We start from the raw sequence: 24146 nt of genomic DNA on the forward strand, positions 1-24146 counted from the left end.
TCCCGTTGGCGCCGCAAGTCACTTCACGCTGGTAGTGAGACGGATTCCGATGCCGAACCGTGCGTTGCATACCGAAGCAGAAAGGCCGCAACGAAGTTCGTCGCGGCCTCATAAATTAACAGTTGCATATGTACTTACGGATAAATCCGGTTCAGCGTACGAGCAAACGGAATCGTCTCGCGCACATGCTCCAGCCCGCACACCCACGCCACACACCGCTCAATACCCATACCAAAGCCACTGTGCGGAACCGAACCATACTTGCGCAGATCCAGGTACCACTCGAAAGCCTCCAGCGGCAGATCGTGCGACAGGATGCGCTCCTTCAACAGGTCATAGCTATCAATACGCTGCGACCCGCCAATGATCTCGCCATATCCCTCCGGTGCCAACACATCCACGCAAAGTGCCTTCGTCGGATCCGCAGGATCAGGCTGCATATAAAACGCCTTCACCACCGCCGGATAACGATGCACCATCACTGGCCGGTCAAACTGGTTGCTGATGTACGTCTCGTCCGGCGCGCCAAAGTCGTCGCCATACACATGCGGCTTCTCAATCGCGCCCTCGGCAAACGCCTTCTCCAACATGGCGTGCGCTTCGTCGTAGCTGATCTTCGGGAACGGAGCCTGAATCTTCTCCAGCTTCGCCGCCTTCTCATCGCCACCCGTAATCGTCTTCAGGTCAATGCGATGCTTCTCCAACACGCGCATCACAACGTGCGAAAGGAAGTCCTCCGCCAGCTTCATCAGATCGTCCAGATCGGCATACGCCACTTCCGGCTCAATCATCCAGAACTCAGTCAGATGGCGACGCGTCTTCGACTTCTCCGCGCGGAACGTCGGCCCAAAGCTGTACACCTTGCCCAGCGCCAGTGCCGTGGCCTCAATGTAAAGCTGGCCGCTCTGCGTCAGGTACGCATTGCCCTCGTCGAAATACTTCATCTCGAAGAGCTCACTGGTGCCTTCGCACGCAGCAGGCGTCAGGATGGGCGGATCGGTACGCGTAAAGTCCTGCGTATCAAAGAACTCCTGAGCTGCCCGCATAATCGTGGCACGCACACGGAGAATCGCACTCTGCCGAGGCGTCCGCATCCACAAATGCCGACGCTCCATCAGGAAGTCCGGCCCATGCTCCTTCAGCGTGATCGGGAACGGCTCATCGGCGCTCACCGCCTGCTGCACCTGCACATTCTCCACGTCCAGCTCATAGCCAGAAGGCGCACGCGAGTCCGCACGCACCTTGCCCGTAACCACCACGCTGCTCTCTAACTGCAATTCCTTCAGCGTGTTGAACAGTTCCTCAGGCACAGCCGCCTTGGGAACAATGCCCTGAATCGTACCCGTGCCGTCACGGAAGGTGGGAAAGAGCAGCTTGCCGCTGGAACGAAGGTTATACAGCCAGCCGCGCAGCGTTACCGTTGCGCCTTCGTGCTGGCCAATGTTCGCAATCGACGTGAGGGGTGCGGATGTTTCTGTCGCCATAACATCTCCCAGTGTATGCGCCCGCTCGCTCGCCAGCCTCCCCAAAGGTGTTATCCCTGCGTTTCCGGGTGGTATCCGCACATACCCTGAACGATCCTGATATCAAAGCTTTCAGGCAATGGTGACGCCACCCGAATCGCGCGATTCTGGTTCTGTCAGGAGGGCCAGACGCTCTCCACAGAATCAGGAGAAACGCCCCCGATGCATGATCTTCTCGTAGCAGTCGCCTTCCTTGGTATGATCCTCGCCCCCTGCGCCGTAGCGTCCTTCGCCGGCAGCACCACCGAGGCATAAGCGACTCACAAGCCCCCAAAGCAAAAGGCCGGCATCAAGCCGGCCTTTTGCTTTGCCCTGAAACCCTGCACAGTTAAGCCGTCTTCTGTGCCACCTTCGCCCGGTGCGCCATCACGCGGCCAACATTGCTCTCGATGTACGCCGCCAGCGACAACATTCTCTCCGCCACTTCGCTGCCCATCTCCGTCAGGCTGTACTCCACCTTCGGCGGCTTCGTTGCATGCACCGTGCGCAACACAAACCCATCCTGCTCCAACGCGCGCAGCGTCTGCGCCAGCATCTTCTCACTCACGCCGCCAATCAGGTACGCCAGTTCGCTGAAGCGATAGCTGCCATCCTTGTGCAGCAGCACCAACACCAGCGATCCCCAGCGCGACGTCACATCGTCAAGGATGATGCGCGTCGGGCAATCGGAAGAAAACAGGTTGCCCTTCCGGATGCGAATTGTCTTGGTACTCTTCGGCCACGCCATGCATACAGCTTACCTATAGGTATGTACTTACTACAAGTAAGCCACTAGGGATACGCTTGCCTCATACACTCCGCTACGGCGGAAGGGAGAGACATAATGATTGCTGTCACCGGAGCCAACGGCCACCTTGGAACACTTGTCGTAGAGGGCCTGCTTCAGAAAGTCCCTGCAAACCAGATCGTCGCGGCCGTTCGCACACCATCCAAAGCGAAAGCATTCGCAGACAAGGGCGTGCAGGTCCGTGAAGCCGACTACGGACGCCCGGAAACGCTCGACGCGGCCTTTGCTGGTGTAACGAAACTCCTGCTCATCTCCGGCAATGAACTCGGCCAGCGCATAGCGCAGCATCAAGCTGTGATCGACGCAGCAAAGCGCGCCGGAGTTCGCCTCATCGCCTACACCAGCCTCCTGCACGCTGACACCGGTGGACTCCTGCTCGCGGAAGAACATCTGGCCACGGAGAAATACCTTCAGGCCAGCGGCATCCCCTTCGCCTTCCTGCGCAACGGTTGGTACACAGAAAATCTCACGCCCGGCATAGGCCCCGCACTGCAGCAGGGAGCCTTCATCGGCGCCACAAAAAACGGCCGTCTAGCCGCTGCAACCCGCGCAGAATACGCTGCAGCAGCGGTGGCCGTACTCACCGGCGAGAGTCATGAAAACAAGGTGTATGAACTCGCAGGCGACACAGCATTCACCCGCGCAGAGTTCGCCGCAGAAGTCAGCAAACAAACCGGCAAGGCCATTGGCTATCACGACCTGCCGGAGCAGGAATACGAGAAGATCCTCGCCACCTTCCTGCCGCCCGCCCTCGCAACAATCCTGGCAGACGCTGAAGCAAAAGCCGCAAACGGCGCGCTCGATGACAACTCGCACACGCTAAGCCGTCTCATCGGCCGCCCCACAGAGCCACTCGCGGACACGATCGCCGCTGCACTAAAAGCACCTGTCGCCAACAGCACCCACTAAGCCAGCGGGTAGCGTTCAAAATGAAAAAAAGAAAGTAAAAGGCCGGCATCTGCTGGCCTTTTACTTTTTCCAAGAACTTTTAATTGCGGACAGGCTCTTCCAACATCGCAAACGCCTTTGCAGCCTTCGCGCTCATCGCCTTCGCATCGATCTCCGGCTCGTACGCAATCTCCAGCGTCCCCACCGGCTCATGCTTCAACCCTGCAACGCCCTTGCGCACAGCATCCCAGTCCACGGTGCCCTCGCCCGGCCACAGGTGCTCATCCTTCTCACCTTGGTTGTCATGCAGATGCAGTTCACGAATCCGATCGCCCAACACGGCAAACGCACTCTCCACGCCGCCCATGTCGTGCAGATTCACATGCCCAATATCCAGGCACACGTGCACGGTATCCAGATGCGCAATGCGCAGCATCTCCTTCAGGTGTTCCGGGGTGGTCACATCGTTGTGCAACGTCTCCACCAGCGTCTTCACTCCCAGCGGATGTGCAAATGCCTTAATGTGTTCCACCGCCGTCATCGACAAATCCAGCGAGCGCTCGCTCCACGTATCATTCGCCGTGCCCAGGTGCAGCACAATGCTGTCGATATCGATCTGCTCCGCTGCTTCCAGAGCGCGCTTCACCTCATCCATCGCATCAATGCGGCGTGACTTCTCCACATCAATCAGGTTGATGGTCGCTGGAACATGGCGGCTCCAGTCGGAAGCTCGCGACTCAAAGATGGGCTGGTGCAGCGTCGCGCGGCAGTCATTGCTGCGGAACCACTTCGCCAGTTCCTTCACTTCCGCGCGATCGGTGTAATCAAAATGGTGCCGAGCAGCAAACAGCTCAATCGACTGCGCACCCGCCGCCACCATTGCATCCAGCAGGCCAGCGTGCAGCCGTTGTTGCAGAAAAACATGCGTACTAATTGACCGCTTCATCACCCCTGACCATAGCAGGCCGCAAAGCATACGGGGGAACCATTGAAGGTTCCCCCGCCTCACCTTGTTCGATTTACTTGCCGATCGTCTTGTCGATGGCCGCCTGCGCCAGCGGCTGCATAATCGCATATCCCGCCGGCGTGGGGTGCACACCATCCTTCGCCAAATCGGGCTTCATGCCACCCGTCGGCGACGTAAGCGCCGAGTAGTAGTCCAGATACGTGTACCCGTGGTCCTTACAGAACTGCTGCATCCACGTATTCATCGTGCGGATTTTGTCCGCCGGCTGCAAACCCCGACGCCACGGGTAATCGTCCACCGGCAGCACGCTCGCCAGGATCAGCTTGATGTGGTTCGCATCCGCAATCGCCGCCATCGAACGGAAATTGTCCTGAATGTGCTCCAGCGACTCAATGCCCGTATTGCCTGCAATGTCATTCGTTCCCGCCAGGATCAACACCGCTGCAGGCTTCAGAGCGACCACATCCTGCTGAAAACGCACCAGCATCTGCGGCGTCGTCTGCCCACTGATACCGCGGTCCAGATACGGCTTGCCCGGAAAGAACGTCGGCTTATTAAGAGCGCCGTTGCCCCAAGCATCGGTAATGCTGTCGCCAAAAAACACCACGCGATCCTTCGGCGCAGGCGGCAACGCGGCATTCGCACTCGCATAGCGAGCCAGGTTCGCATAGTCCGCCAGCTTCTTCTGCAGGCCCAGAATCTCATTCGGCGTCAGCGTCGAAGGATCCTTCACCAACACCGCATCAATCGGCTTCGGAGCCTCGGCAGGTGCAGCCGCAACCTGAGCCAGCAAAGCCGTACTAACCACCAAAGTGGTCGCGGTAACGAGTGCAACATTGCGCATGAACGACATGATTCGCGTGCTTCTCCTGTGTGCAGGCCAGTGTACGAAGCCGAACCACGCCAGCGCAATCCATCAGAAATCAGGCACAGTGAAATTGCGGTGATGGAAGCCGTTTATGGCGAAATTTAACGTGCGGGAACGCCGCCCCCGCTCCACACCGTGGAGATGCGTATGCTCAGATCGATGTATTCGCGGTCCGCAATGATTGCGCGTGTGAGCAGTTTGCGATGCCGCTTGCCCGGCAGTTGGGAGATCATCCAGCCCCATGCGGCCTTCGCGGGCTCGGTAAGATCGATGCCCACTCCTGGCAGTTTCAGTCCAACGACATCAGCCACTGTAGTTTTGATTTCGACCTTCGGAAAAGGAATGCCTGCGAGTTTACCTTGGATCGCAGCTGCGATACGCTCCACTTCGCGAGTGCGTTCCGTAGCGATACGTCCGTTGCGCTTGAAGTCTTCCAGCGCCTCGCCGAGCCACGCACGATAATCGCTGACCTCGGGGCTCTTGCGATACTTCATCGCGTTCGTCAACAGCTCGGCAGGATTATTGCTTTCGCTCAGCAGCAGTGGAAAGAATGTGGGCGTGTACGGAATCTCCGCGGCAGGTCTGCCTGTGAGCTCACCAAGTTTGGTGAACAAGTAGTCTTCAGCGCCGCGCGCCGTGTCTTGCTTGAGCGTGAGCGCCAGGAACAGGCGCGAACGCTTGGGCTGCATCAGGTGGTCAGTACCAGCCAATTGCGCATAGCCTCCGAAGATCAATCCTCCCAGAATGTATGCAGCCAGCCGCTGCTCATCGGGGTTTTCAAAGTGGAGGTCGCCCAAGTTGGGATACCAGGCGTAACCCGAAGTGGTGAGTTCGCCCACAATGGAAGCCAGATCCGTTAAAACCTCATGAGCCTGCTCTCCGCTCACTCCGGCCACCCCGCCCTTATAGAACGTGGTCAGTTCCGCGAGCGCTGCATTCTTCACGTCCATGTAGGCGTCATGGCCCACGTTGACGTTCACCAACACTTCCTCGTTCTCATTGATCGCAGCAAGTGTGCGTCTCTCAAACGGCATGTCCACGTCGAACGTAGTGGAGTAATCGAAAACAGGAATCTGGTTTTCAAGGATCAGGCGATCAAAGAACGTACCCAGCGCATGGATGTTCTTGGTGAGTAGGTCCCAGGCGGAGTTCTGATCGTAAGTATTGGCGGAGCCGCGAAGAAAGACCTCTCCGCAGCGAAGAATCATGGGATCAACGACCGGTCCGCCGATGGCGGCGATGGATTGCCAATCTTCCCGCTTTTCAACCAGGAGAGGCATAGCGGTGACTCCGTAATGGTGTTCTAAGCCCGAATACCGCAAGTGATAACACCTCGCGCGGGCAAAGTCCATCAGCCTTAACCTTAAATGCGCGTCCAGCGTAATTTTTCCAACCACCTACACCGCGGCGCGACGGACTGAGGGCGATCTCCTCAAAGGGAAACCGCGATCGTCCAACAGCGCATCAAACCACCGCTGATGTGCGCCGATGAAATCTCTTGAGAGGCGAGGGAGACCGTCCCTTCCCCGAAGAATCCATATGAAGATCAAGTCCGAATTTGATATCCAGTTTCACATTCCAAGACAGACCCCGGTCGTTGCCGTATTACACGTCCACCCTTCCGTGGAGAGCAAACTTCTATCCGCTGACACCCTCAGGGTCGAACACATTGTTGCAGCGGATGAACGGCTGGAACCAATCCCGCTGCAGGTATCACCGTACATTGACAGTTTCGGAAATCGCTGTTCACGTTTCGTCGCTCCAGAAGGAGCAGTCCGTCTTTCCGGGTCCCATCTAATGGAACTCTCAGACACACCTGATCCGCAGGGAGAGGGACTTGGCCAGACACCCATCGAAGACCTTCCCGACGAAGCGCTGCAGTTCCTGCTCGCCAGCCGCTATTGTCAGGTCGACGAATTCGGCGCCATTGCCGCCGAACTTTTTGGTAGCACCAGGCCCGGTTGGGAGCGCGCAGCCACAATCCGCGACTGGGTACATAGCAAGGTCACTTTCAACTACAACGCGGCGCGATCGACCAAAACAGCGATGGACGTGTTCACGGAGCGCGTTGGGGTCTGTCGCGATTTTCAACATCTTGCGATCACGCTCACTCGAGCGCTAAACATTCCAGCCCGCTATGTCACGGGTTATCTGGGAGATATTCGCGTCCCCTATGCCGGCCCCGGCGATTTTTCGGCGTGGTATCAGGTTTGGCTCGATGGCCAGTGGTGGAACATGGACGCACGGCACCACACGCCTCGGCTCGGCCGCATCCCGATGGCTTTCGGCAGGGACGCTGCGGACGTGGCTATCACCACGAGCTTCGGCTTAGCGGAATTGACTCACTTCCATGTTGAATCGAACGAGGTCGATTCTGATGGACGTCCTGTGCCTCTGCCAACCGGCGCGGATGCAAATGCCACCTCTCCAATCGCTCCGCAGTGAGTGCGGGCACGGATCGGCATGGCGCCATCCAAACCGTCTCGCTAGTGCGCGTCCAGCGTAATCTTCCCAACCACCTTCGGCGGCCGCTTTAACAACAGCACCATGGGCAACAAACACGCCAGAATATAAGCGAACAAACGGTACTGATCCATATACGCCAGTAACAGCGCCTGCTGCTGCACCTGGTGGTACAGCAACGCCATACCGTCATACGTCTTATCCATCGCAGCGCCGCCAATCGCAGCGCCCGCAGACTTGATCTGCTGCATCACACCCGGCGAAGACGAAGTAATGTCCGCACTCAAGTACGTCTGGTGCGCCTGCGTCATGCGTTGCAGAAACGTACTCGACAGCGCAATACCGATCGATCCACCCTCATTACGCACCAGCGCATAAATGCCCGCGGCATTGCTGCTCTGATCCGCAGGCAGAAAGCGGAACATGATCGTCGACAACGGCACCGTCGTCATACCCAGCCCCATCACCTGCAACACACGCGGCCAGATGAAATTGCTCTCCGCCGCATTCAGATTGCCCAGCGACAGCCAGTAAGTTCCCGCAGTCATGGTGATAATGCCGCACGCAATCAACCGTCGCGCATCCGTGCCTTTGCTTAGCAACCAACCCACCAGTGGAACTTCCAGCATCGTCACCAAACCGGCAGGCGACACAGCAATACCCGCAGTCGTTGCGTCATAGCCCATCAACTCCTGCATGAACTGCGGCAGTAGAAACGTCGTCGCATACAGCGCCGTGTACATGCCCAGCACAATCACGCAGCAGAACAGGAAGTTGCGTTCCTTCAACAACCGCAGATTCACCACCGGGTTCTTCACATGCAGTTCCCAGACGATGGCGCCCACCACTGCCACCACGGCGACGATCGTGCTCCACAGGATGAAGCTGTTACCAAACCAGTCCAGCTCTTGTCCGCGATCCAGCACAATCTCCGTCGCCGCAAGACCAATGCTCACCAGCGCCAGACCCGTGCCATCGATCTGTATTGGCTTACCCTTGCGAGCTTCGCGAGCCTTCGTCAGGTGCGGCGGATCATGCAACACCATGCGCGTGAAGAACGCACACAAAATACCCACAGGAATGTTGATGTAGAAGATCCAGCGCCAAGAATAGTTATCCGTAATCCATCCGCCCAGCGTTGGCCCAAGCACCGGCGCACATAGGATCGCCACGGTATACACAGCCATAGCCATGCCGCGCTTCTCACCAGGAAACGCATCCGCGAGAATCGCCTGCACACTCGGTTGCAAACCACCGCCCGACAATCCCTGCAATACGCGGAACACCACCAGCGCGCCAAGCGTCGGAGCAATGCCGCACGCCGCAGAAAAGATAGTGAAGAGAATTACCGATCCAAGATAAAAATTGCGCCGACCAAGAACACTTGAAATCCATCCGCTGATCGGCAGAATGATCGCATTCGCAACCAGGTAGCTGGTCAGCACCCAAGTGCTCTCATCCTGCGAAGCAGAAAGGCTGCCCGCAATATGTGGCAACGCCACGTTCGCAATCGAGGTATCCAGTACCTCCATGAACGTGCCCATCGTCACCACCAGCGCAATAATCCACGGATTAAACACCCGCGGTTCGGGCGCACGCGCCAGCGGCACTCCCGGTTCAAACTCTGCAGCAGAGGGAGCAAGCGCCGTCTCAGCGCGGTCCATCACCTCTTCCGCATGATGCAACGATGACGCCCCGTGCGACTCTTCCGCAGGCGGCAAAGCGTTTTCTTCATCCTGTAATGACTGCATAGTCAGTGCAATGACTCTCCGGTCATTAGAGACCGCAAAAGGTTCATCGGATGCAACGAACTCGTGAAAACGTGCAAGCCCTTACAAGCGAATCCCTTACGATCAAAGGTCATCAGCGAAGCTCATACGCACGAAATGCGTACCCAGCGAAGCTCCTACGATCGAAGATCGTCACCAAACAAAGAATCTAAGCCCCAACAACCGTGTTAGTTTGGGGCAGGAATGGCCGTCTCAGAATCGACGAAAAAATCCACCCGCCTCGCCTCGCGCAAACAGGTCCTCACCGACCTGCGCCGCAGCGAAATCATCGAGGCCGCGCTCAAAGTCTTTGCCCGCAAAGGCTTCCATCACTCGCGCACGGAAGACGTCGCCACCCAGGCCCACATCGCCAAGGGGACGCTCTACCTCTACTTCGATTCGAAAGACGCCATCTACGACGCTGCCTTGCAGCACGCCATCGACAGCCTCTCCGAGCTTTCCGACGAGCGCGTCGCAGCCGCGAAAGACACACGCAGTCGCGTCGAAGCCTGGATCCACACACGCCTCGATTTCTGGTGCTCCCGCGGCGACATGTACCATATGATCCTCACCGTCGGCCGCGAAACCCGGCACCGCAAACAGACCGCAACGCTCCTTCGCTCCGCACAACGCAGCTTCGTCGACATCCTTCAGCAGGCAGTCGATGCAGGCGACCTTCCGCCGCGCGATCTCAGCGCCATCGGCTGGCTCGTAATGGACGCCATCCGAGGCTCCAACGAACGCCGCATCCTCAATCTCTGCGAACGCGACATCTCCCGCGACACCGCCATCATCGTCGACACCGTCATGCGCTACTTCGCATAGCTCGACATAGATACAAACAAAACGGCCCGCGCAAAGCGGGCCGTTCGTCTTGGAGATTTACTGAAGAAACTTAACGAAGCGAAGCGCTACTCACGGCAAGGTTCGATTCCTGATCGGTAGCCATGCCAACACTCTGCACCGGAGAAGTCGTGGGAACCACACGCGCCGTCATCACAAGCGCCGCATCCAGAACAAGAACCGTGGCCAGCATCCATTTGAAAAGATTCATCGTCTTCCTCCTTCCGTCTTCATAAGCAGACTAGAAGTAAGATGCCTCCGGAACCATTCCCAAAATCTCCCCAAACCGAGCAAAAAGTGCCTTTTACGGTTCCAAAACTGCCCAATTTAGCCCAAAAGCTGCAGCAATCCCGCCTCATCCAGCACAGCAAGACCTAACTCCCGTGCTTTCTCCAACTTACTTCCCGCCTCTTCGCCGGCCACCACATAACTCGTTTTCTTCGAGACACTTCCAGACACCTTCCCACCCGCAGCCTCAATCCGTTGCTTGGCATCATCACGCGTCAACGTAGGCAAAGTGCCCGTCAAAACAAACGTCATTCCCGCCAGCGCAGTGCCAACCACTTTCTTTTCAGCAGTAAACTGCAATCCCTGCCCACGCAGATCCTCCACCAGATCGCGATTCTTCTTCACCTGGAAGAAGTCGTAGATCGTCTGCGCAACCACCGGCCCAATCCCCTCCGCAGCCTTCAACTCATCCACGGAAGCCTGCATGATCGCATCCATACTGCCGAACGTATTCGCCAGATCCTGCGCCGTGCGCTCGCCCACATGCCGTATGCCCAGCCCCAACAACACGCGATAAAGCGGCGCCTTGCGCGAACGATCAATCTGCTCAATCAACGCATCCGCGGTCTTCTGCCCAACGCGCTCCAGCGTCAGCAAGTCTTCCGCTTTCAAGCGATACAGATCCGCAACCGTATGCACCAACGCAGCACGAGTAGGCTCTTCTTCTTCAGCAGAAGCAGAAATGCTTTCAGCAACGTCCTCTGCCGCCTCCACCAACGAGTGACCAAGCAACTGCCCCACCATCACATCGCCCAGGCCTTCAATATTCATCACACCGCGCGAAGCAAAGTGAACCAACTCCTCGTGCAGCCGCGCAGGACAACTCGCGTTCACGCAGCGATAGTCCACCTCGCCCTCTTCACGCAGCACCGGCTGATCGCAACGCGGACAACGCGAAGGAAAGACAATCTCCACATCACCGCGCGGATGCTGCGCATCATGTACCACTTCGGTGATCTTCGGGATCACATCGCCGCCACGCTCCACGGCAACAGAATCCCCAATCTTCACGCCCAGCCGCGCAATCTCATCCGGGTTATGCAGCGTAGCTCGAGCAACGGTAATACCACCGATCCCAACAGGTGCAAGCACTGCAACCGGTGTCAACTTACCTGTGCGTCCCACCTGGAACTTCACACCCAACAGCTTCGTCACCGCACCACGCGCAGGAAACTTGTACGCAATAGCCCATCGCGGTGCCTTGCCTGTGAACCCAAGACGCTTCTGCTGCGCTATGGAGTTCACCTTGATCACAATGCCGTCAATCTCATAACCAAGGTTGTCGCGCCGAGTCTCAGCTTCTGCAATGAACGCCAACACATCATCAATCGTGGCCACCGTGCGCGCATACGGATTCGTCTTGAATCCCGCAGTACGCAACGCCTCCAGCGTCTCACTCTGCGTTGGCAACAGGAACTCACCATTCACCAGCAGAAAGTAAGCGTAGTAATCCAACCGACGCTGCGCGACGATGCTCGGCTCAACAGTACGAATCGTTCCCGCGGCCGCATTGCGAGGATTCGCAGCAGGCGCCTGCCCCGCACGCTCGCGTTCCTCATTCATTTTGATGAACGCGGCCTGCGGCATCACCACTTCGCCACGCACTTCAAACGTCTGCGGCATATGCGCCTTCTTCAACTTGTCCGCGCTCACAGACAAGGGCACACTGCGAATCGTCCTTACATTGCTTGTGACGTCTTCTCCCACGGTCCCATCACCACGCGTAAGCCCGCGCGAAAGATGCGCCGCACCATGCTCCGCACCTTCGTAGTGCATCGCCAGCGACAAACCATCCAGCTTGTATTCGCAAACGTATTCCAACGTCTCGTTGCGATGAATCGAAGCCACAACACGATCCGCCCACGCGCGCAGTTCGGCCTCGTTGTATGCGTTATCCAGCGACAACATGGGTCGCGAATGCGCGACCTTCACAAAGCCTTCCTTCGGCTTGCCACCAACACGCTGCGTAGGACTGTCCGGCGTAATCAACTCCGGATGCTCCGTCTCCAACGCCTTCAACCGATTGATCAACCGGTCATACTGCGCATCCGTGATCTCCGGCGCGTCCATCACGTAGTACAGGTGTTCGTGGTGTTCAATCTCACGTCGCAGCGCGTCAATTTCTTTTACTGTCGTTTGTTCGCTCATGGATGCCTTGAAAAATTCTGACTAAGAAATGATGCCGCAGTCGGGCCAATGATCTGGTGCCACCCATGCCTGCCGCGCTTCGGCGTTCTTCACCACGTCAAAGTTATAAAACCGTTGATGCAGATCTCGCCTGCCGCCATACAGAGTCACAGCTCGCTGCACAAACATCAGATGCGACGCTGCCTGCTCCTCGTCATGCAGTCGTGCCAGCACCGCAATCCAGAAACGCGTCAGCGTCTCGTGGTATCCGCTCGTATCGGAGTTCACAGTACCAACCGACTCGTTGTAAGCGCGAACACGCCGACGCATCGTCTCCAGCGCAATCTGTTCACCGTGCAAACAAACGTAATTCGCGCCCACAGCCACATGCGCGGCATGCGTCCACGCAGGCTTCGGCAGACTTCCCGCCTCAAATGCCTGCACCAACAAATGCAAATCATTCTGCGTATCGATTACCGGCAAGCTGCTGGCCATGCAGCCATTATCTCGCGGCAACGTGTATCCTTGCGCTCAATGGAGCCCGTTACCCACATGCTGACGGGCGCATGCCTCTCGCGTGCGCTGGGTTTACCTGCAAAGGTCCGCTACGCAACCGTCGCCTGCGTCATCGCCGCAGAGATACCGGATGCCGACTACGTCTATCGCCTCGGCGGCCCACTCACTTACTTCCAGCACCATCGCGGATGGACACACGCGCTCTGGTCACTGCCTCTGCAAGCCGCAGTCATCACTGCTGCTTTTTACTTCGTCCATCGAATGCAGAAGCAGCGCCCGCAACGCCATGCCAACGATGTCCCCACGAACTGGCCATTGCTGTTCGGCCTATGCCTCCTGGCCCTGCTCAGTCATCTGCTTCTCGACTGGACCAACAACTACGGCATACGTCCCTTCGCACCGTGGAATCCGCGCTGGTATTACGGCGACCTCATCTTCATCGTCGAACCGCTGCTGCTCCTGTTCCTCGGCGGGGCGTTGATCCTGCCACTGCTCCTCTCCTTAATCAATGGTGAGATCGGCGCAAACAAACCGCGTTCCGCAGGCCGAGGGTTGGCCGCAACGGCGCTCATCCTCATGGCTGCGCTCTGGGGCTACCGCTACATGCAACACAGCGATGCCAAAACGCAGGCGCGCCACCAGGACTACCGCAGCGGGCCGGTGCGGCGCATCGGCGTGAACCCATACCCTATCAATCCCTTCCGTTGGTTCGTGGTGGCCGAAACCGCATCCGCAATGGAGATGGGCCGTTTCGACAATCGCACCAACACCTATGACACCGACACCATGCACGCGCTATCCAAACCGCCCGTAACGCCAGCCGTTGCAGCCGCAAAGCAAAGCTGGCTGGGCCGCGTGTATCTCGACTGGGCACGTTTCCCCATGGTCGAAGATCGCGGCACCGCAGAGCAGGTGCATCCTGAGATGGATCTCGATCCGCAGGAACGTACCTGGCACGTGGTGGGGTTCACCGATCTGCGTTTTGGCTACCCGGTACTGGGCATGAGCGGCAGCACCGCCCCACTGGGCGCGGAAGCCTGGGTCGATGCCACGCAGCACGTCCAGCGTGTATTTCTGGGCCGAACCGAACAGAAACTTCCGTAGATCGCGCCATCGCCACTGTGGGAGAATAGAGACATGGCCTACCTGGTGCTCCTGATCGCTATCCTGAGTCGTGTGCTGCCGCGGTTGCTGCACGTCACTGGCGGCAATGTGACCACCGTGGGCGCGTCGCTGTTGTTCTTCGGCGCATGCCTGGCCAGCGGAAAGCGTTGGCACGCAGCCTTAGCTGTAGTGGCCCTTGCAGCCACGGACTGGTGGCTTACTGTATTTGGGTACGGCTACGCCTTCCATCTCAGCGGCTACATCGTCACATGGCTCTGGTATGCCGCTGTGATCCTTGCAGCTTCCGTAACGCTGCATCGTAAGCACTCGTGGCTTGGCGTGGGCATGGCCGCGCTGGCATCTGCCACAAGCTTTTTCCTGTTGAGCAATTATGTGGTCTTCCTGCGCAGCGGCATGTATCCGCATACTTTGGAAGGTCTCATCACCTGCTACACAGCAGCGGTGCCGTTCTACCAGAACGACTTGATCTCCACGCTGCTGTTCTCGGGCCTGTTCTTCCTGCTGCCCACCACCGAAAGCATTCCGGGATTGGCTGGCACGTCCTTCCGCAAGAATGCGGCGTAAACAGGGGTCGTTGTTATGCTGAGCCGCAATCTGTACATTCTGGCGGCAACACTTATTGTGTTCTCCTTGCTCTGTTATGTGCTTGGGTTCACCGGCATCACGCATGAGGTGGGTGCTCCATCCGATAGCAGCCTGTGGCGCACCATCGGCATTGTTCTGCTGCTGCTGGGCCTGTTCGTAGCTCTGTTAGGAGTCTTGCAGGGCATGTTCGAGCAGGCGGAACGTCGCACGCCCGGCGGACAGGCAAACATCCATCGTGAACATCTGCGCCAGCGCGATAGCGGAAAGAACGAGCGCAAGCGCCGCGGCTAAAGCCGCTGCAACAAACGAAACGGAATCCTGCACCTGCACACCACCGCGGTGCATCTCTTGAAGGAACTGCTATGTACGAAGTAACCGTCGAATCTCACTTCTCATCCGGACACTACCTGCGCGACTATCACGGCAAGTGCGAGAACCCGCACGGCCACAACTATCGCGTGCTGGTGACGCTTGCCGGTGAAGAGCTGGAACCGAACGGATTGCTGCTGGACTTCAAAATCCTGAAGGACATTCTGAAGCCCGTGGTGAACTACCTGGACCACCAGATGATTAACGATCTGGAGCCGTTCACCACTGTGAATCCCTCTGCAGAAAACCTGGCCAAATACTTCTTCGACGAGACGAACACACGCCTCTCTGATGTAACCAAGGGCCGCGTGCGCGTGAAGAGCAGCACCATCTTCGAAACGAACACATCGCAGGCCACGTACGCGGAGTAACGACCAGTGCGCCTCATCGAGCTTTACAAATCCGTTCAGGGCGAATCGTCGTTCACCGGCGTGCCATGCATCTTCGTGCGCTTTGCCGGATGCAACCTGCGCTGCGCCTGGTGCGACAGCGAATACACCTTCACCGGTGGCAAGCCGTTCACTGAAGATGAAGTTGTCGCGCAGATTGAAGCACTCGCGTGCCCGCTGGTTGAGTTCACCGGCGGTGAGCCCATGCTGCACGCAAAAGATCTTCTGCCGCTGATGCAGCGACTGCTGAATGACGAAAAAACGAAATACACGCTGATGATCGAAACCAGCGGCGAACGCCCGTTGGAAGAAGTCCCTACGGCAGTACATAAAATCGTCGATGTGAAATGCCCCGGCAGCGGCAGCGCCTTCGGCTCATTCCGCATGAGCAACCTCAACACGCTCACCGCTCGCGACGAAGTAAAGTTCGTCCTCCGCGACCGCCGCGACTACGAATTTGCACGCGACTTCATCCGCGAACATCTCGCAGCAAAAATCGCAGACGGAACGCTGGGCCATATCCTGCTTTCACCGGCATTTATCCAGCACCCTTCCCCGCTACGCACCGCAGACAACATGGAATTGGACGCACGCGACCTGGTGCAGTGGATGCTCGACGACCTCCTCCCCGCGCGCCTCTCCCTGCAGGTGCATAAATTCGTGTGGGAACCGCAAAAAAAGGGAGTTTAGCGACACCCGGATAACCATTTGTCGGTGATTGCACTCAAGGTTCAGATGGGATTGGAAAGGTGCGCTCATGCCATCCTCCATTGGAAACCACATGCTCAATGCGTTCTCACCCGCATTACGTGCGTCCATTATGAAGGCGGGAGAACATGTCTCGCTGGTGCAGTCCCAACACATCGCCTCAGTTGAAGAACTGCAGCCCTACGTCTACTTCATCAACAGTGGCTTGTGTTCCATGGTCATCTCCATGCAGGACGGCAGAACCGCCGAGGTCGCCATGTGCGGCAGGGACGGCATGGCCGGTTCGCTTTCGCTACTGGGTCCGCAATGTTGCTCCGCCGCAACGGTCATACAGATCGGAGGAGGCGCTCTGCGCGTCCCACGCCGCGAAGCGGAAAGATGGTTCGCACAATCCACTGAGTTTCGCTGCTACGTCCTGGCATGGGCGCAGATGGCGTGGAATGTCTCATTGCAGACCAGCGCCTGCGGTCTGCTGCACGACGCCGAATCCCGCCTCGCGCGATGGCTTTTAATGTGCGCCGACCGCGCCGAAAGCAATAATCTCTATCTCACGCAGGAGTTCCTCGCCGAGATGCTCGGAACACAGCGCACCACCGTCGCAACCGTTGCCAGCTGCCTCAAACGCAAGGGCCTGATCGAATATGTCAGAGGCAATGTGACAATCCTCGATCGCTCCGGTCTCATGGATACAGCATGCGAATGTTATGAAGTTGCGCGTAAAGGCATGGCTCACCTGTATCACGCCTGATACTGCTTCGAACACAAACCGATAAGGGTGTGTCGGATACAAGGCAGAGTCCACCACCGCATCACGGTTACAGTCGCGTGCAGACCCGTCACTGTGACGTGAGCGTTTTCGTGTCCTTTTCCCGAGGGCCAACGCCCCGATTGCAGGACAGTAAGGAACCTGCACCATGCCCCCGCGCACCAACCGTCTGCTGGATACTTTTTCGCCTGAGTTGCAACGTACACTCTCATCCATGACGCGCCCCGTGGAACTCCCCCGGGGAAGCATTCTCTTCACTCCGGGAGAAGCGCCATCCGGCGTGTATTTCCTCACCTCCGGAGTCGCCACCACGGTCGTCTCCGTCGCCGACGGCAGCACCGCAGAAGTCGGAGTAGCGGGCCCCGATGGCGTCACCGGCGCTGTATACCTGCTTGGACCACAGGCCGCTGTAGCGCAATGTTTTATGCAGATCCAGGGGCACGCTCTGCGCGTCGCAATAGCCGATGCCCGCAAGCTCTTCACCGAATCCGAAGAGTTCCGCACACGCATCCTCGAATACGTGCAGATGGAAACGCTCCTCACATCGCAGTTGGCCGCCTGCAACAAGCTGCACCAAAGCACCGAACGCCTCGCACGCTGGATACTCACCGCCGCAGACTGCACCGGCAGCGACACCCTCTCCCTCACGCAGGAATCGCTCTCCCAACTGCTCGGAACGCGCCGCACCACCGTCGCCCTTGTCGCTGGTGAAATGCAGCGCAACGGTCTCCTGAAATATCGCCGTGGCATGGTGCAAATCGCCAATCGCAGCGCACTCGCATCCATCGCATGCGACTGCTACAGCGTGACCCGGCGCCTGCTGCAGGGCCTGCACCGCGAACGCGCATAGCATTCGCGCTACCATCAGGTATGCGCGCTATTCATGCACTTCTCGCGGCATCGCTCTTCAGCGGTGTTGCAGCCGCACAGGCAAGGATTCCCGTTAAAGTCGTAGTCGTCACCATGTTTGAGGTCGGCAACGACACCGGCGACACTCCCGGCGAATTCCAACACTGGGTCGAAGGCGAACACCTCACCCATCGCTACGCCATGCCCGCCGCGTATCACGACGCGCTCATGAACGACGACGGCGTACTCGGCATCGTCACCGGCGTCGGCACCGCACGCGCATCGGCCACCATCATGGCGCTCGGCACCGATCCGCGCTTCGATCTTACACACGCCTACTGGGTCATCGCAGGCATCGGCGGCATCGATCCCAAACAGGGTTCGCTCGCATCCGCCGTATGGTCTGACTGGATCGTCGACGGTGACATCGCCCACGAAATCGACGTCCGCGAAGTTCCCAAAGACTGGCCCACCGGCTACGTCCCTCTGCGTAAATCCACACCCTACGAGAAGCCGCGCACCGACGAGAACGGCATCGTCTTCCACCTGAACACCGGCCTCGTCGACTGGGCATACGGTCTCACGCGCGACGTCAAACTGCCTGACAACGCAGAGATCCGCGAGCGCCGCCAAAGCTTCGCAGACGCCGCAGCGAAGAAGCCACCCTTCGTCCTGCGCGGCGACAACCTCAGTGCCAGCACCTTCTGGCACGGTAAGTTACTTAACCAATGGGCGCGCGATTGGGTCAGCTACCAGACCGACGGCCACGGCACCTACGCCATCTGCGGCATGGAAGACACCGGCACCCTGCAATCACTCACATGGCTTGATCGCGCAGGCAAAGTCGACTCAAAGCGCGTCCTCGTCCTCCGCACCGCCAGCAACTATGATCAGCAGCGCGAAGGCATCACCGCCGCGGAATCATTGGCCGAAACCAAGATCACCAAGTACTCGGCCTTCCTGCCATCGCTCGACTCTGCATACCGCGTAGGCGACGTCGTCGTGCGCAACATCGTCACCAACTGGCCCACACTTCGCGAGCGCATGCCGCAGTCCAAGCCGTAATCACGGCTAGCGCCCAAGAAAATTAATCGCCGCAGTATTCCAAACGCGTTGCTGCGGCGTTTCTCTTGCTGCACGCAACATCGCGCGTCCCACCGTCTCCGTATCCGTAGACAACTTAGGAAACTTACCTAACAACCACACCAACGGATACAGCGCGCGATAGAAGAAGTTGTAAATCGCAACCTTCGATCGAATGCCATTCCTGGCCAGGATCAGCCCCGGACGAAACGCATACGCCGCACGAAACGGCATGGCAAACAGCGCATTCTCCACGCCACCCTTCACATGCGCCCACATCGTCTTGCTGTTCGCGTCCGTGCCTTCGCCGGACACATACACAAACACCATCGAAGAATTGCGCACCACCAGCACATTGGCCACCGCCAACGTCAGGTCGCGTGTAATGCGCGTGTATTCCTCTTCCTTCATGCCCACCGACGACACGCCCAGCGGAAAGAAACAAGCGTCGTAGCCCGTCAGCGCTTCGGCTAACGAAGTGAAATCAAGCGAAGCAAACTCCTTCGGACAAACCAGCTCGCGCAACTTCGGACTCTTGCGATCCACAGCGCTATCCACAGATGCATCCAGCGCACGTCGGCTCACCGACAACACCTCAGAAACACCCGGATCCACAAGGCATTCGCGCAACACGCCCTGCCCCACCATGCCGCTGCCGCCGAACACAATTACTCGCATATGAAATGCGATGCCGAGAAATCCAGTGAAGATTCCCCAAATTCAGCAACATGGCGATTGGCGCAGACTTCCCCGGCGTTCTATCATCGCGCCTATGCGCTGGCTAACCTGCAGTTCAACTCGGAAGATCGCGGCTGCGGCCCTTGCTCTCTCAATCAGCCCCTTCGTCTTCGCGCAAAAAACCGTGTCCACGGAAAGCGGCGACCTCATCGGTAAATCCGAAGGCAACGTACGCGCATTCCTCGGTGTGCCCTATGCCGCGCCGCCTCTCGGCCCCCTGCGTTGGAAGGCTCCGGAGTCGGTAAAGCGCAGCACCTCAGCTCTGGCGGCCGACAAGATCGGCCCAGCCTGCATGCAGAAACTTTCGCGCAGCCATCTGCCCTGGACCGAAGCCTTCATGGTGCAGAACGATATCAGCGAAGACTGCCTCACGCTCAACGTATGGACCGCCGGTTCGTTCAGCGGCCATCGACCTGTGCTCGTCTATCTGCACGGTGGCGGCTTCGTGGAAGGCAGCGGCGGCATCTCCAGCTATGACGGCACACAACTCTCCAAGAGCGGCCTCATCGTCGTCACGGTGAACTTCCGCCTTGGCATCTTCGGTTACTTCGCCAGCTCCGCTCTACGCACTGACAGCGGACACGACAGCGCAGGCAACTACGCTCTCGCCGATCAGATCGCGGCACTCGACTGGGTAAAGAAAAACATCGCAGCCTTCGGTGGCGACCCGCAACGAGTAACAGTCGCAGGCCAGAGCGCAGGCGCGGAATCTGTCGCGGCACTACTCGCATCACCGAAAGCAAAGGGCCTGTTCCAACGCGCCATCCTCAACAGTGATCCGATGCTGTGGCCCGCCACAACCGTTAGCTCGCTCGACGAAGCAGCGAAGCTCGGCGATGCCTTCACCGCCAAGTACGGCGGCACGCTGGACGCTCTGCGCGCGGTCCCCGCAGAGACACTGCTCAACGCAACCGACGCACCACCCAAGCGTCCTGTCGTCGATGGCTACTGGCTCACAGAACAGCCCGGCGACGACCTCACACACCCCGTAGGCAGCGACGTTCCCGTGATGATCGGCTGGGTAAAAGACGAAGGCTTCCCCACAACAAAGCTCTCCGCTGAAGCCTTCCGTGCCGACGTCGCAAAGAAGTACGGCGACAACGCCGAACGCTTCCTCAAGCTCTATCCCGCCGATGACGACGCACAGGCATCCAAGAGCCAGATGCAGGCAGGTCGCGACCGAAACATCGCCATCGCCACGCTCTACGCAGACGCCTACCAGCGCCGCCGCCAATCCTCCGTCTACCTCTACTGGTTCGCACGAACACCACCGTGGAAGGCGCATCCCGAGTTCGGAGCACACCACACAGCAGAAGTCCCATACTTCTTCGAAACACTCGATCAGGTAAAAGACCGCGACTACGAAGACGCCGACTACGCCGTAAGCAAAATCGCAGGCGGCGAATGGCTGAAATTCGCCTCCACCGGCAAACCCTCATCCACATGGGTTGCCGCACAGCACGGCGGCGGCCCCTTCTACGTCATCGACACCGCACCAAAACCCCAATCACAACTAGACGCAGCCCGAGCCGCCCTCTGGAAAAGCATCCTGCTTAAGCACTGAGCACTAACCCCGCTCAAGCAGTAAGCCTTCAGCAGAAACTGCAGCAAAGGCCTGAGATCAAGAACCAGATTTGCGAATGCCGTTAATGCAGCTCATCGCAAACTACAGCAAGGGCCAAAGGCCCGACGAGATATTAGCCTAGGCCGAAGGCCTAGGTACGACCGCAAATCAAGAACAAAAGGGCCAAAGGCCCGCTCTATAGCTCTATAGCTCTCCAGCGCAACCCGCGATCCTACGACGAAACGCCGTCATCAGCGAAGCTCATACGGTCGAAGACCGTCATCCTGAGCGAAGTCGAAAGACCTGCATTCTTCTCGCACCACTACGATGCCCAACGGAACCGATCCATCTCTGCAACCCCGAACAGCGTCCTATCCCATATAGAAGAAAGGTCAAAGACCAATGGCAGAGCAGAACGAAGATTTTGTAACCGTGGCCAGCTACTCCGAAGTAGGCGAAGCATCCGTAGCGCAAAGCGTACTCGACGGAGCCGGCATCGACTCCTTCCTCAGCGGTGAAGAAGCCAACATCCTGCTCCCCGTGAGCGGCGCCCGCCTCCAGGTACGCGCGGAAGACGCCGAAACCGCCCGCGAACTTCTGAACAACGTCCCGGTTTTCGTAGAAGACGGAGTGGCCGTGGGCGAAACCGCAAAGGGTGCCTCCCTCGCCGACAACGGCGACGACCTCTAAAACCTGTCAAGCCCCTGAACAAGGCATCTGTAACAAACAAAAGCAAATATCGTTGGCATGGTATTTCCGTCAAACCTCTAAAATAAAAATAGAAGAGAAAGCGGCCGCCGTCGCGCGGCCCTAACTCGTTTAGAAAGAGGATTTTGCCCCTAACCCCAATGGGCAGACGATTTTAGCGATACCTAGGCCGTAAACTCAGTAGAAAGACGATTTTAGAAAAACAGGGGGAGGGGGTACCCCTGCCTGGATAGGCGTTCATACAAGCAACTTAGAATGAAATCCATGAGCAACGAAACACGCCAGAAAGCAGTGGTTTGCCTGAGCGGCGGCATGGATTCCACCGTATGCGCTGCGCTGGCGGCACGCGACTACGACGCCTACGCCCTGCACTTCTCCTACGGCCAGCGGACCGAAACCCGCGAGTTAAAGAGCGCGCAAGGCGTAGCAGAAGCACTTGGATTCAAACAGTTCCTCCAGTTACGCATGGACCTCTTTCGCCAGATCGGCGGATCGGCGCTGACGGATACTTCTATCGCCGTTCCGGACGCTCCGGAAGACGAAGGCAAGATCGGCGACGCCGTTCCCGTCACCTACGTTCCCTTCCGCAACGCCCACTTCCTCTCCGCCGCCGTGAGCTGGGCAGAGGTCATCGGAGCGAAGACCATCTTCATCGGAGCGGTCGAACAGGACAGCTCCGGATACCCCGACTGCCGCCCGGCGTATTATGACGCCTTCAACGAATTAATCCGCCAAGGCACTGCTGTGGGCGATATTCGGGTTGAAACACCACTCATCCAACTCCGCAAGCGCGAGATCGTGCGTCTGGGTGTTGAATTGGGTGCTCCGTTACATGTAAGTTGGTCGTGCTACTCAGGCGAGGAGTTTGCCTGCGGAGTGTGTGAAAGCTGCGTTCTACGGCTGCGGGCTTTTCAGGAGGCTGGCAGCACAGACCCGATTCCCTACGCATCCAAGCGCTAGGCAGTGATTCGCAACTTCGGCAACCCATTTACGTTTGCATTCAGAGATACCGGTCTAACCGCCGGTGACAAGCAAGGAGCAGGACGACCATGAAGTCTCGCATTCTTTCCGTAGCCGCGATGGTAGCGGTTCTTTCGCCGGCAAGCCTGGCATTCGCTCAGCAGCCCCAGGACCAGCCCGGTAGCATCCACGGCCACGTGCAGAACGCCGCAGGCTCGGCCCAGAACACTGGTGACGTGAAGCTGACGACCGACCGCACCAGCACCGACGACAAGACCCGCAAGTACGAGTACAGCTTCCCCCTCGATGCGAACGGCGACTACAAGGGCTCGGGCATCAAGCCGGGCAAGTACGTCCTCTTCTACATCGTGAAGGGCGCCACGGTGGACTACATCGCCGACGTGGAGATCAAGGCCGGCCAGGACACCGCACAGAACGACGACATGACCCGCGAAGAGTTCCTGAAGGCCATGACGCCGGAGCAGAAGAAGCAGCTCGAGGAGTTCAAGAAGGCCAACGCCGCAACCGTTGCTGCCAACAAGACCGTCGCCAACCTGAACACCCTGCTGACTGGCGCGCGTGACGACGAGAAGGCTGGCAAGTACGACGACGCCATCGCCAAGATGACCCAGGCCACCCAGCAGAAACCGGACGAAGCCATCCTGTGGCTGGAACTTGGCAATGCTCAGCTCGGTGCCAAGAAGTTCGACGATGCCGCAACCAGCCTGCAGAAAGCAGCAGACACCAACGCGGCATCCAAGAAGCCGAACCCATCCATTTCCGGCAGCGCCTACAACAACCTGGGCCAGGCCCTGGTTGGCGCCAAGAAGCCGAACGACGCACTTGCCGCCTACGACAAGGCTGCTGCTGCTGAACCGGCCAAGGCTGGCGTGTACTACTACAACGAAGCCGCCGTGCTCTACAACAGTGGCAACCACGAACAGTCCGCACAGGCTGCCGACAAGGCAATCGCTGCTGACCCGACCAAGGCTGAGGCCTACTACATCAAGGGTCAGAGCCTGATCGACAAGGCAACGCTGAACGCGAAGACGCAGAAGATGGAAGCTCCGGACGGCTGCCTGGATGCTTACCTGAAGTATCTGGAACTGGCTCCAAGCGGTCCCCACGCCGCCGACGTGCAGGGCATTGTCGCCGCTTTCGACCAGAAGCAGGTCGCGGACTTCAAGGCCAACAAGGGCAAGAAGAAGTAACTGCCAGAACAAGCAGGAAGCGGCCTCGGTACATCCGGGGCCGTTTTCTTTT

25 protein-coding genes are annotated in these 24146 nt (G+C 58.2%); 15 read left to right on the forward strand and 10 right to left on the reverse strand.

All coding sequences use genetic code 11. The features are described from left to right. Nucleotides 1-134 precede the first annotated feature (134 nt). Together asnS and M504_RS10205 are read right to left on the reverse strand one after the other, a co-directional pair. Nucleotides 135-1484, reverse strand: a complete 1350-nt coding sequence (asnS, locus tag M504_RS10200; RefSeq protein WP_047490830.1) for an asparagine--tRNA ligase — start codon at nt 1482-1484, stop codon at nt 135-137. Nucleotides 1485-1851: 367 nt separating this feature from the next. Then, nucleotides 1852-2250: a helix-turn-helix domain-containing protein gene (locus M504_RS10205; RefSeq protein ID WP_047490833.1), complete on the reverse strand. Its 399-nt coding sequence runs from the start codon at nt 2248-2250 to the stop codon at nt 1852-1854. A gap of 96 nt (nt 2251-2346) precedes the next feature. Between M504_RS10205 and M504_RS10210 the strand changes: the two genes are divergently transcribed. Beyond that, the gene (locus M504_RS10210; protein ID WP_047490836.1) at nt 2347-3219 is read left to right on the forward strand and encodes an SDR family oxidoreductase; all 873 of its coding nucleotides are present in this window, start codon (nt 2347-2349) and stop codon (nt 3217-3219) included. A 79-nt stretch (nt 3220-3298) separates the two neighbouring features. On the opposite strand, the gene M504_RS10215 is transcribed toward M504_RS10210, so the two are convergent. From M504_RS10215 to M504_RS10225, 3 genes are all read right to left on the reverse strand, one after another. After that, a complete protein-coding gene (locus tag M504_RS10215) occupies nt 3299-4144 on the reverse strand; it encodes a sugar phosphate isomerase/epimerase family protein (RefSeq protein WP_047490838.1) in 846 nt (281 codons plus the stop codon). Between the two features lie 73 nt (nt 4145-4217). Continuing rightward, the gene (locus tag M504_RS10220) at nt 4218-5018 is read right to left on the reverse strand and encodes an SGNH/GDSL hydrolase family protein (protein ID WP_047490841.1); all 801 of its coding nucleotides are present in this window, start codon (nt 5016-5018) and stop codon (nt 4218-4220) included. A gap of 116 nt (nt 5019-5134) precedes the next feature. Then, entirely contained in the window at nt 5135-6313 is a 1179-nt protein-coding gene (locus M504_RS10225; protein WP_047490844.1) for a hypothetical protein, read from the reverse strand. A 259-nt stretch (nt 6314-6572) separates the two neighbouring features. Between M504_RS10225 and M504_RS10230 the strand changes: the two genes are divergently transcribed. Further along, nucleotides 6573-7478 carry a transglutaminase family protein gene (locus M504_RS10230; RefSeq protein WP_052200605.1) on the forward strand — a complete coding sequence of 302 codons (906 nt, stop codon included), beginning with the start codon at nt 6573-6575 and terminating at the stop codon, nt 7476-7478. A gap of 41 nt (nt 7479-7519) precedes the next feature. On the opposite strand, the gene M504_RS10235 is transcribed toward M504_RS10230, so the two are convergent. Further along, nucleotides 7520-9247: a DHA2 family efflux MFS transporter permease subunit gene (locus tag M504_RS10235; RefSeq protein WP_052200606.1), complete on the reverse strand. Its 1728-nt coding sequence runs from the start codon at nt 9245-9247 to the stop codon at nt 7520-7522. A gap of 222 nt (nt 9248-9469) precedes the next feature. Between M504_RS10235 and M504_RS21285 the strand changes: the two genes are divergently transcribed. Next, the gene (locus M504_RS21285; RefSeq protein ID WP_052200607.1) at nt 9470-10090 is read left to right on the forward strand and encodes a TetR/AcrR family transcriptional regulator; all 621 of its coding nucleotides are present in this window, start codon (nt 9470-9472) and stop codon (nt 10088-10090) included. Nucleotides 10091-10160: 70 nt separating this feature from the next. Here the strand turns inward: M504_RS21285 and M504_RS22060 are convergent, their stop codons facing one another. The 3 genes from M504_RS22060 to M504_RS22300 all read right to left on the reverse strand — a co-directional run bounded on the left by M504_RS22060 (nt 10161) and on the right by M504_RS22300 (nt 13018). After that, a complete protein-coding gene (locus tag M504_RS22060; RefSeq protein WP_156993676.1) occupies nt 10161-10319 on the reverse strand; it encodes a hypothetical protein in 159 nt (52 codons plus the stop codon). Between the two features lie 116 nt (nt 10320-10435). Then, nucleotides 10436-12544 carry an NAD-dependent DNA ligase LigA gene (ligA, locus tag M504_RS10245; RefSeq protein ID WP_047490847.1) on the reverse strand — a complete coding sequence of 703 codons (2109 nt, stop codon included), beginning with the start codon at nt 12542-12544 and terminating at the stop codon, nt 10436-10438. 21 nt (nt 12545-12565) lie between these two features. Then, on the reverse strand, nt 12566-13018 hold the full coding sequence (locus tag M504_RS22300; protein WP_047490849.1) for a hypothetical protein: 453 nt from the start codon (nt 13016-13018) through the stop codon (nt 12566-12568). A gap of 39 nt (nt 13019-13057) precedes the next feature. Here M504_RS22300 and M504_RS10255 point away from each other — a divergent pair, with 39 nt between their 5' ends. From M504_RS10255 to M504_RS10290, 8 genes are all read left to right on the forward strand, one after another. Then, a complete protein-coding gene (locus tag M504_RS10255) occupies nt 13058-14143 on the forward strand; it encodes a metal-dependent hydrolase (RefSeq protein ID WP_255347723.1) in 1086 nt (361 codons plus the stop codon). Nucleotides 14144-14176: 33 nt separating this feature from the next. Beyond that, entirely contained in the window at nt 14177-14728 is a 552-nt protein-coding gene (locus M504_RS10260; protein WP_047490852.1) for a DUF6580 family putative transport protein, read from the forward strand. A gap of 15 nt (nt 14729-14743) precedes the next feature. Next, nucleotides 14744-15040: a hypothetical protein gene (locus M504_RS10265; protein WP_198137567.1), complete on the forward strand. Its 297-nt coding sequence runs from the start codon at nt 14744-14746 to the stop codon at nt 15038-15040. A gap of 71 nt (nt 15041-15111) precedes the next feature. Next, nucleotides 15112-15489: a 6-carboxytetrahydropterin synthase QueD gene (gene queD / locus M504_RS10270; RefSeq protein WP_047490856.1), complete on the forward strand. Its 378-nt coding sequence runs from the start codon at nt 15112-15114 to the stop codon at nt 15487-15489. A gap of 6 nt (nt 15490-15495) precedes the next feature. Then, nucleotides 15496-16197, forward strand: coding sequence for a radical SAM protein (locus tag M504_RS10275; RefSeq protein ID WP_047490859.1), 702 nt, complete (start codon nt 15496-15498; stop codon nt 16195-16197). Nucleotides 16198-16264: 67 nt separating this feature from the next. Then, on the forward strand, nt 16265-16963 hold the full coding sequence (locus M504_RS10280; protein WP_047490862.1) for a Crp/Fnr family transcriptional regulator: 699 nt from the start codon (nt 16265-16267) through the stop codon (nt 16961-16963). Nucleotides 16964-17129: 166 nt separating this feature from the next. Continuing rightward, a complete protein-coding gene (locus M504_RS10285; protein WP_047490865.1) occupies nt 17130-17831 on the forward strand; it encodes a Crp/Fnr family transcriptional regulator in 702 nt (233 codons plus the stop codon). 20 nt (nt 17832-17851) lie between these two features. Beyond that, nucleotides 17852-18895: a purine nucleoside permease gene (locus M504_RS10290; protein ID WP_047490868.1), complete on the forward strand. Its 1044-nt coding sequence runs from the start codon at nt 17852-17854 to the stop codon at nt 18893-18895. Nucleotides 18896-18901: 6 nt separating this feature from the next. On the opposite strand, the gene M504_RS10295 is transcribed toward M504_RS10290, so the two are convergent. After that, nucleotides 18902-19591 carry an epimerase gene (locus M504_RS10295; protein WP_047490871.1) on the reverse strand — a complete coding sequence of 230 codons (690 nt, stop codon included), beginning with the start codon at nt 19589-19591 and terminating at the stop codon, nt 18902-18904. 184 nt (nt 19592-19775) lie between these two features. Here M504_RS10295 and M504_RS10300 point away from each other — a divergent pair, with 184 nt between their 5' ends. The 4 genes from M504_RS10300 to M504_RS10315 all read left to right on the forward strand — a co-directional run bounded on the left by M504_RS10300 (nt 19776) and on the right by M504_RS10315 (nt 24094). Beyond that, nucleotides 19776-21215 carry a carboxylesterase/lipase family protein gene (locus M504_RS10300; protein WP_198137568.1) on the forward strand — a complete coding sequence of 480 codons (1440 nt, stop codon included), beginning with the start codon at nt 19776-19778 and terminating at the stop codon, nt 21213-21215. Nucleotides 21216-21617: 402 nt separating this feature from the next. After that, a complete protein-coding gene (locus M504_RS10305) occupies nt 21618-21905 on the forward strand; it encodes a putative signal transducing protein (RefSeq protein ID WP_047490874.1) in 288 nt (95 codons plus the stop codon). Nucleotides 21906-22178: 273 nt separating this feature from the next. Next, entirely contained in the window at nt 22179-22883 is a 705-nt protein-coding gene (queC, locus tag M504_RS10310; RefSeq protein ID WP_047490877.1) for a 7-cyano-7-deazaguanine synthase QueC, read from the forward strand. Nucleotides 22884-22972: 89 nt separating this feature from the next. Further along, nucleotides 22973-24094: a tetratricopeptide repeat protein gene (locus M504_RS10315; RefSeq protein ID WP_047490882.1), complete on the forward strand. Its 1122-nt coding sequence runs from the start codon at nt 22973-22975 to the stop codon at nt 24092-24094. Nucleotides 24095-24146 lie beyond the last annotated feature (52 nt).

It is taken from the genome of Terriglobus sp. TAA 43, assembly GCF_000800015.1.
In the GTDB taxonomy this organism is placed as follows: domain Bacteria; phylum Acidobacteriota; class Terriglobia; order Terriglobales; family Acidobacteriaceae; genus Terriglobus.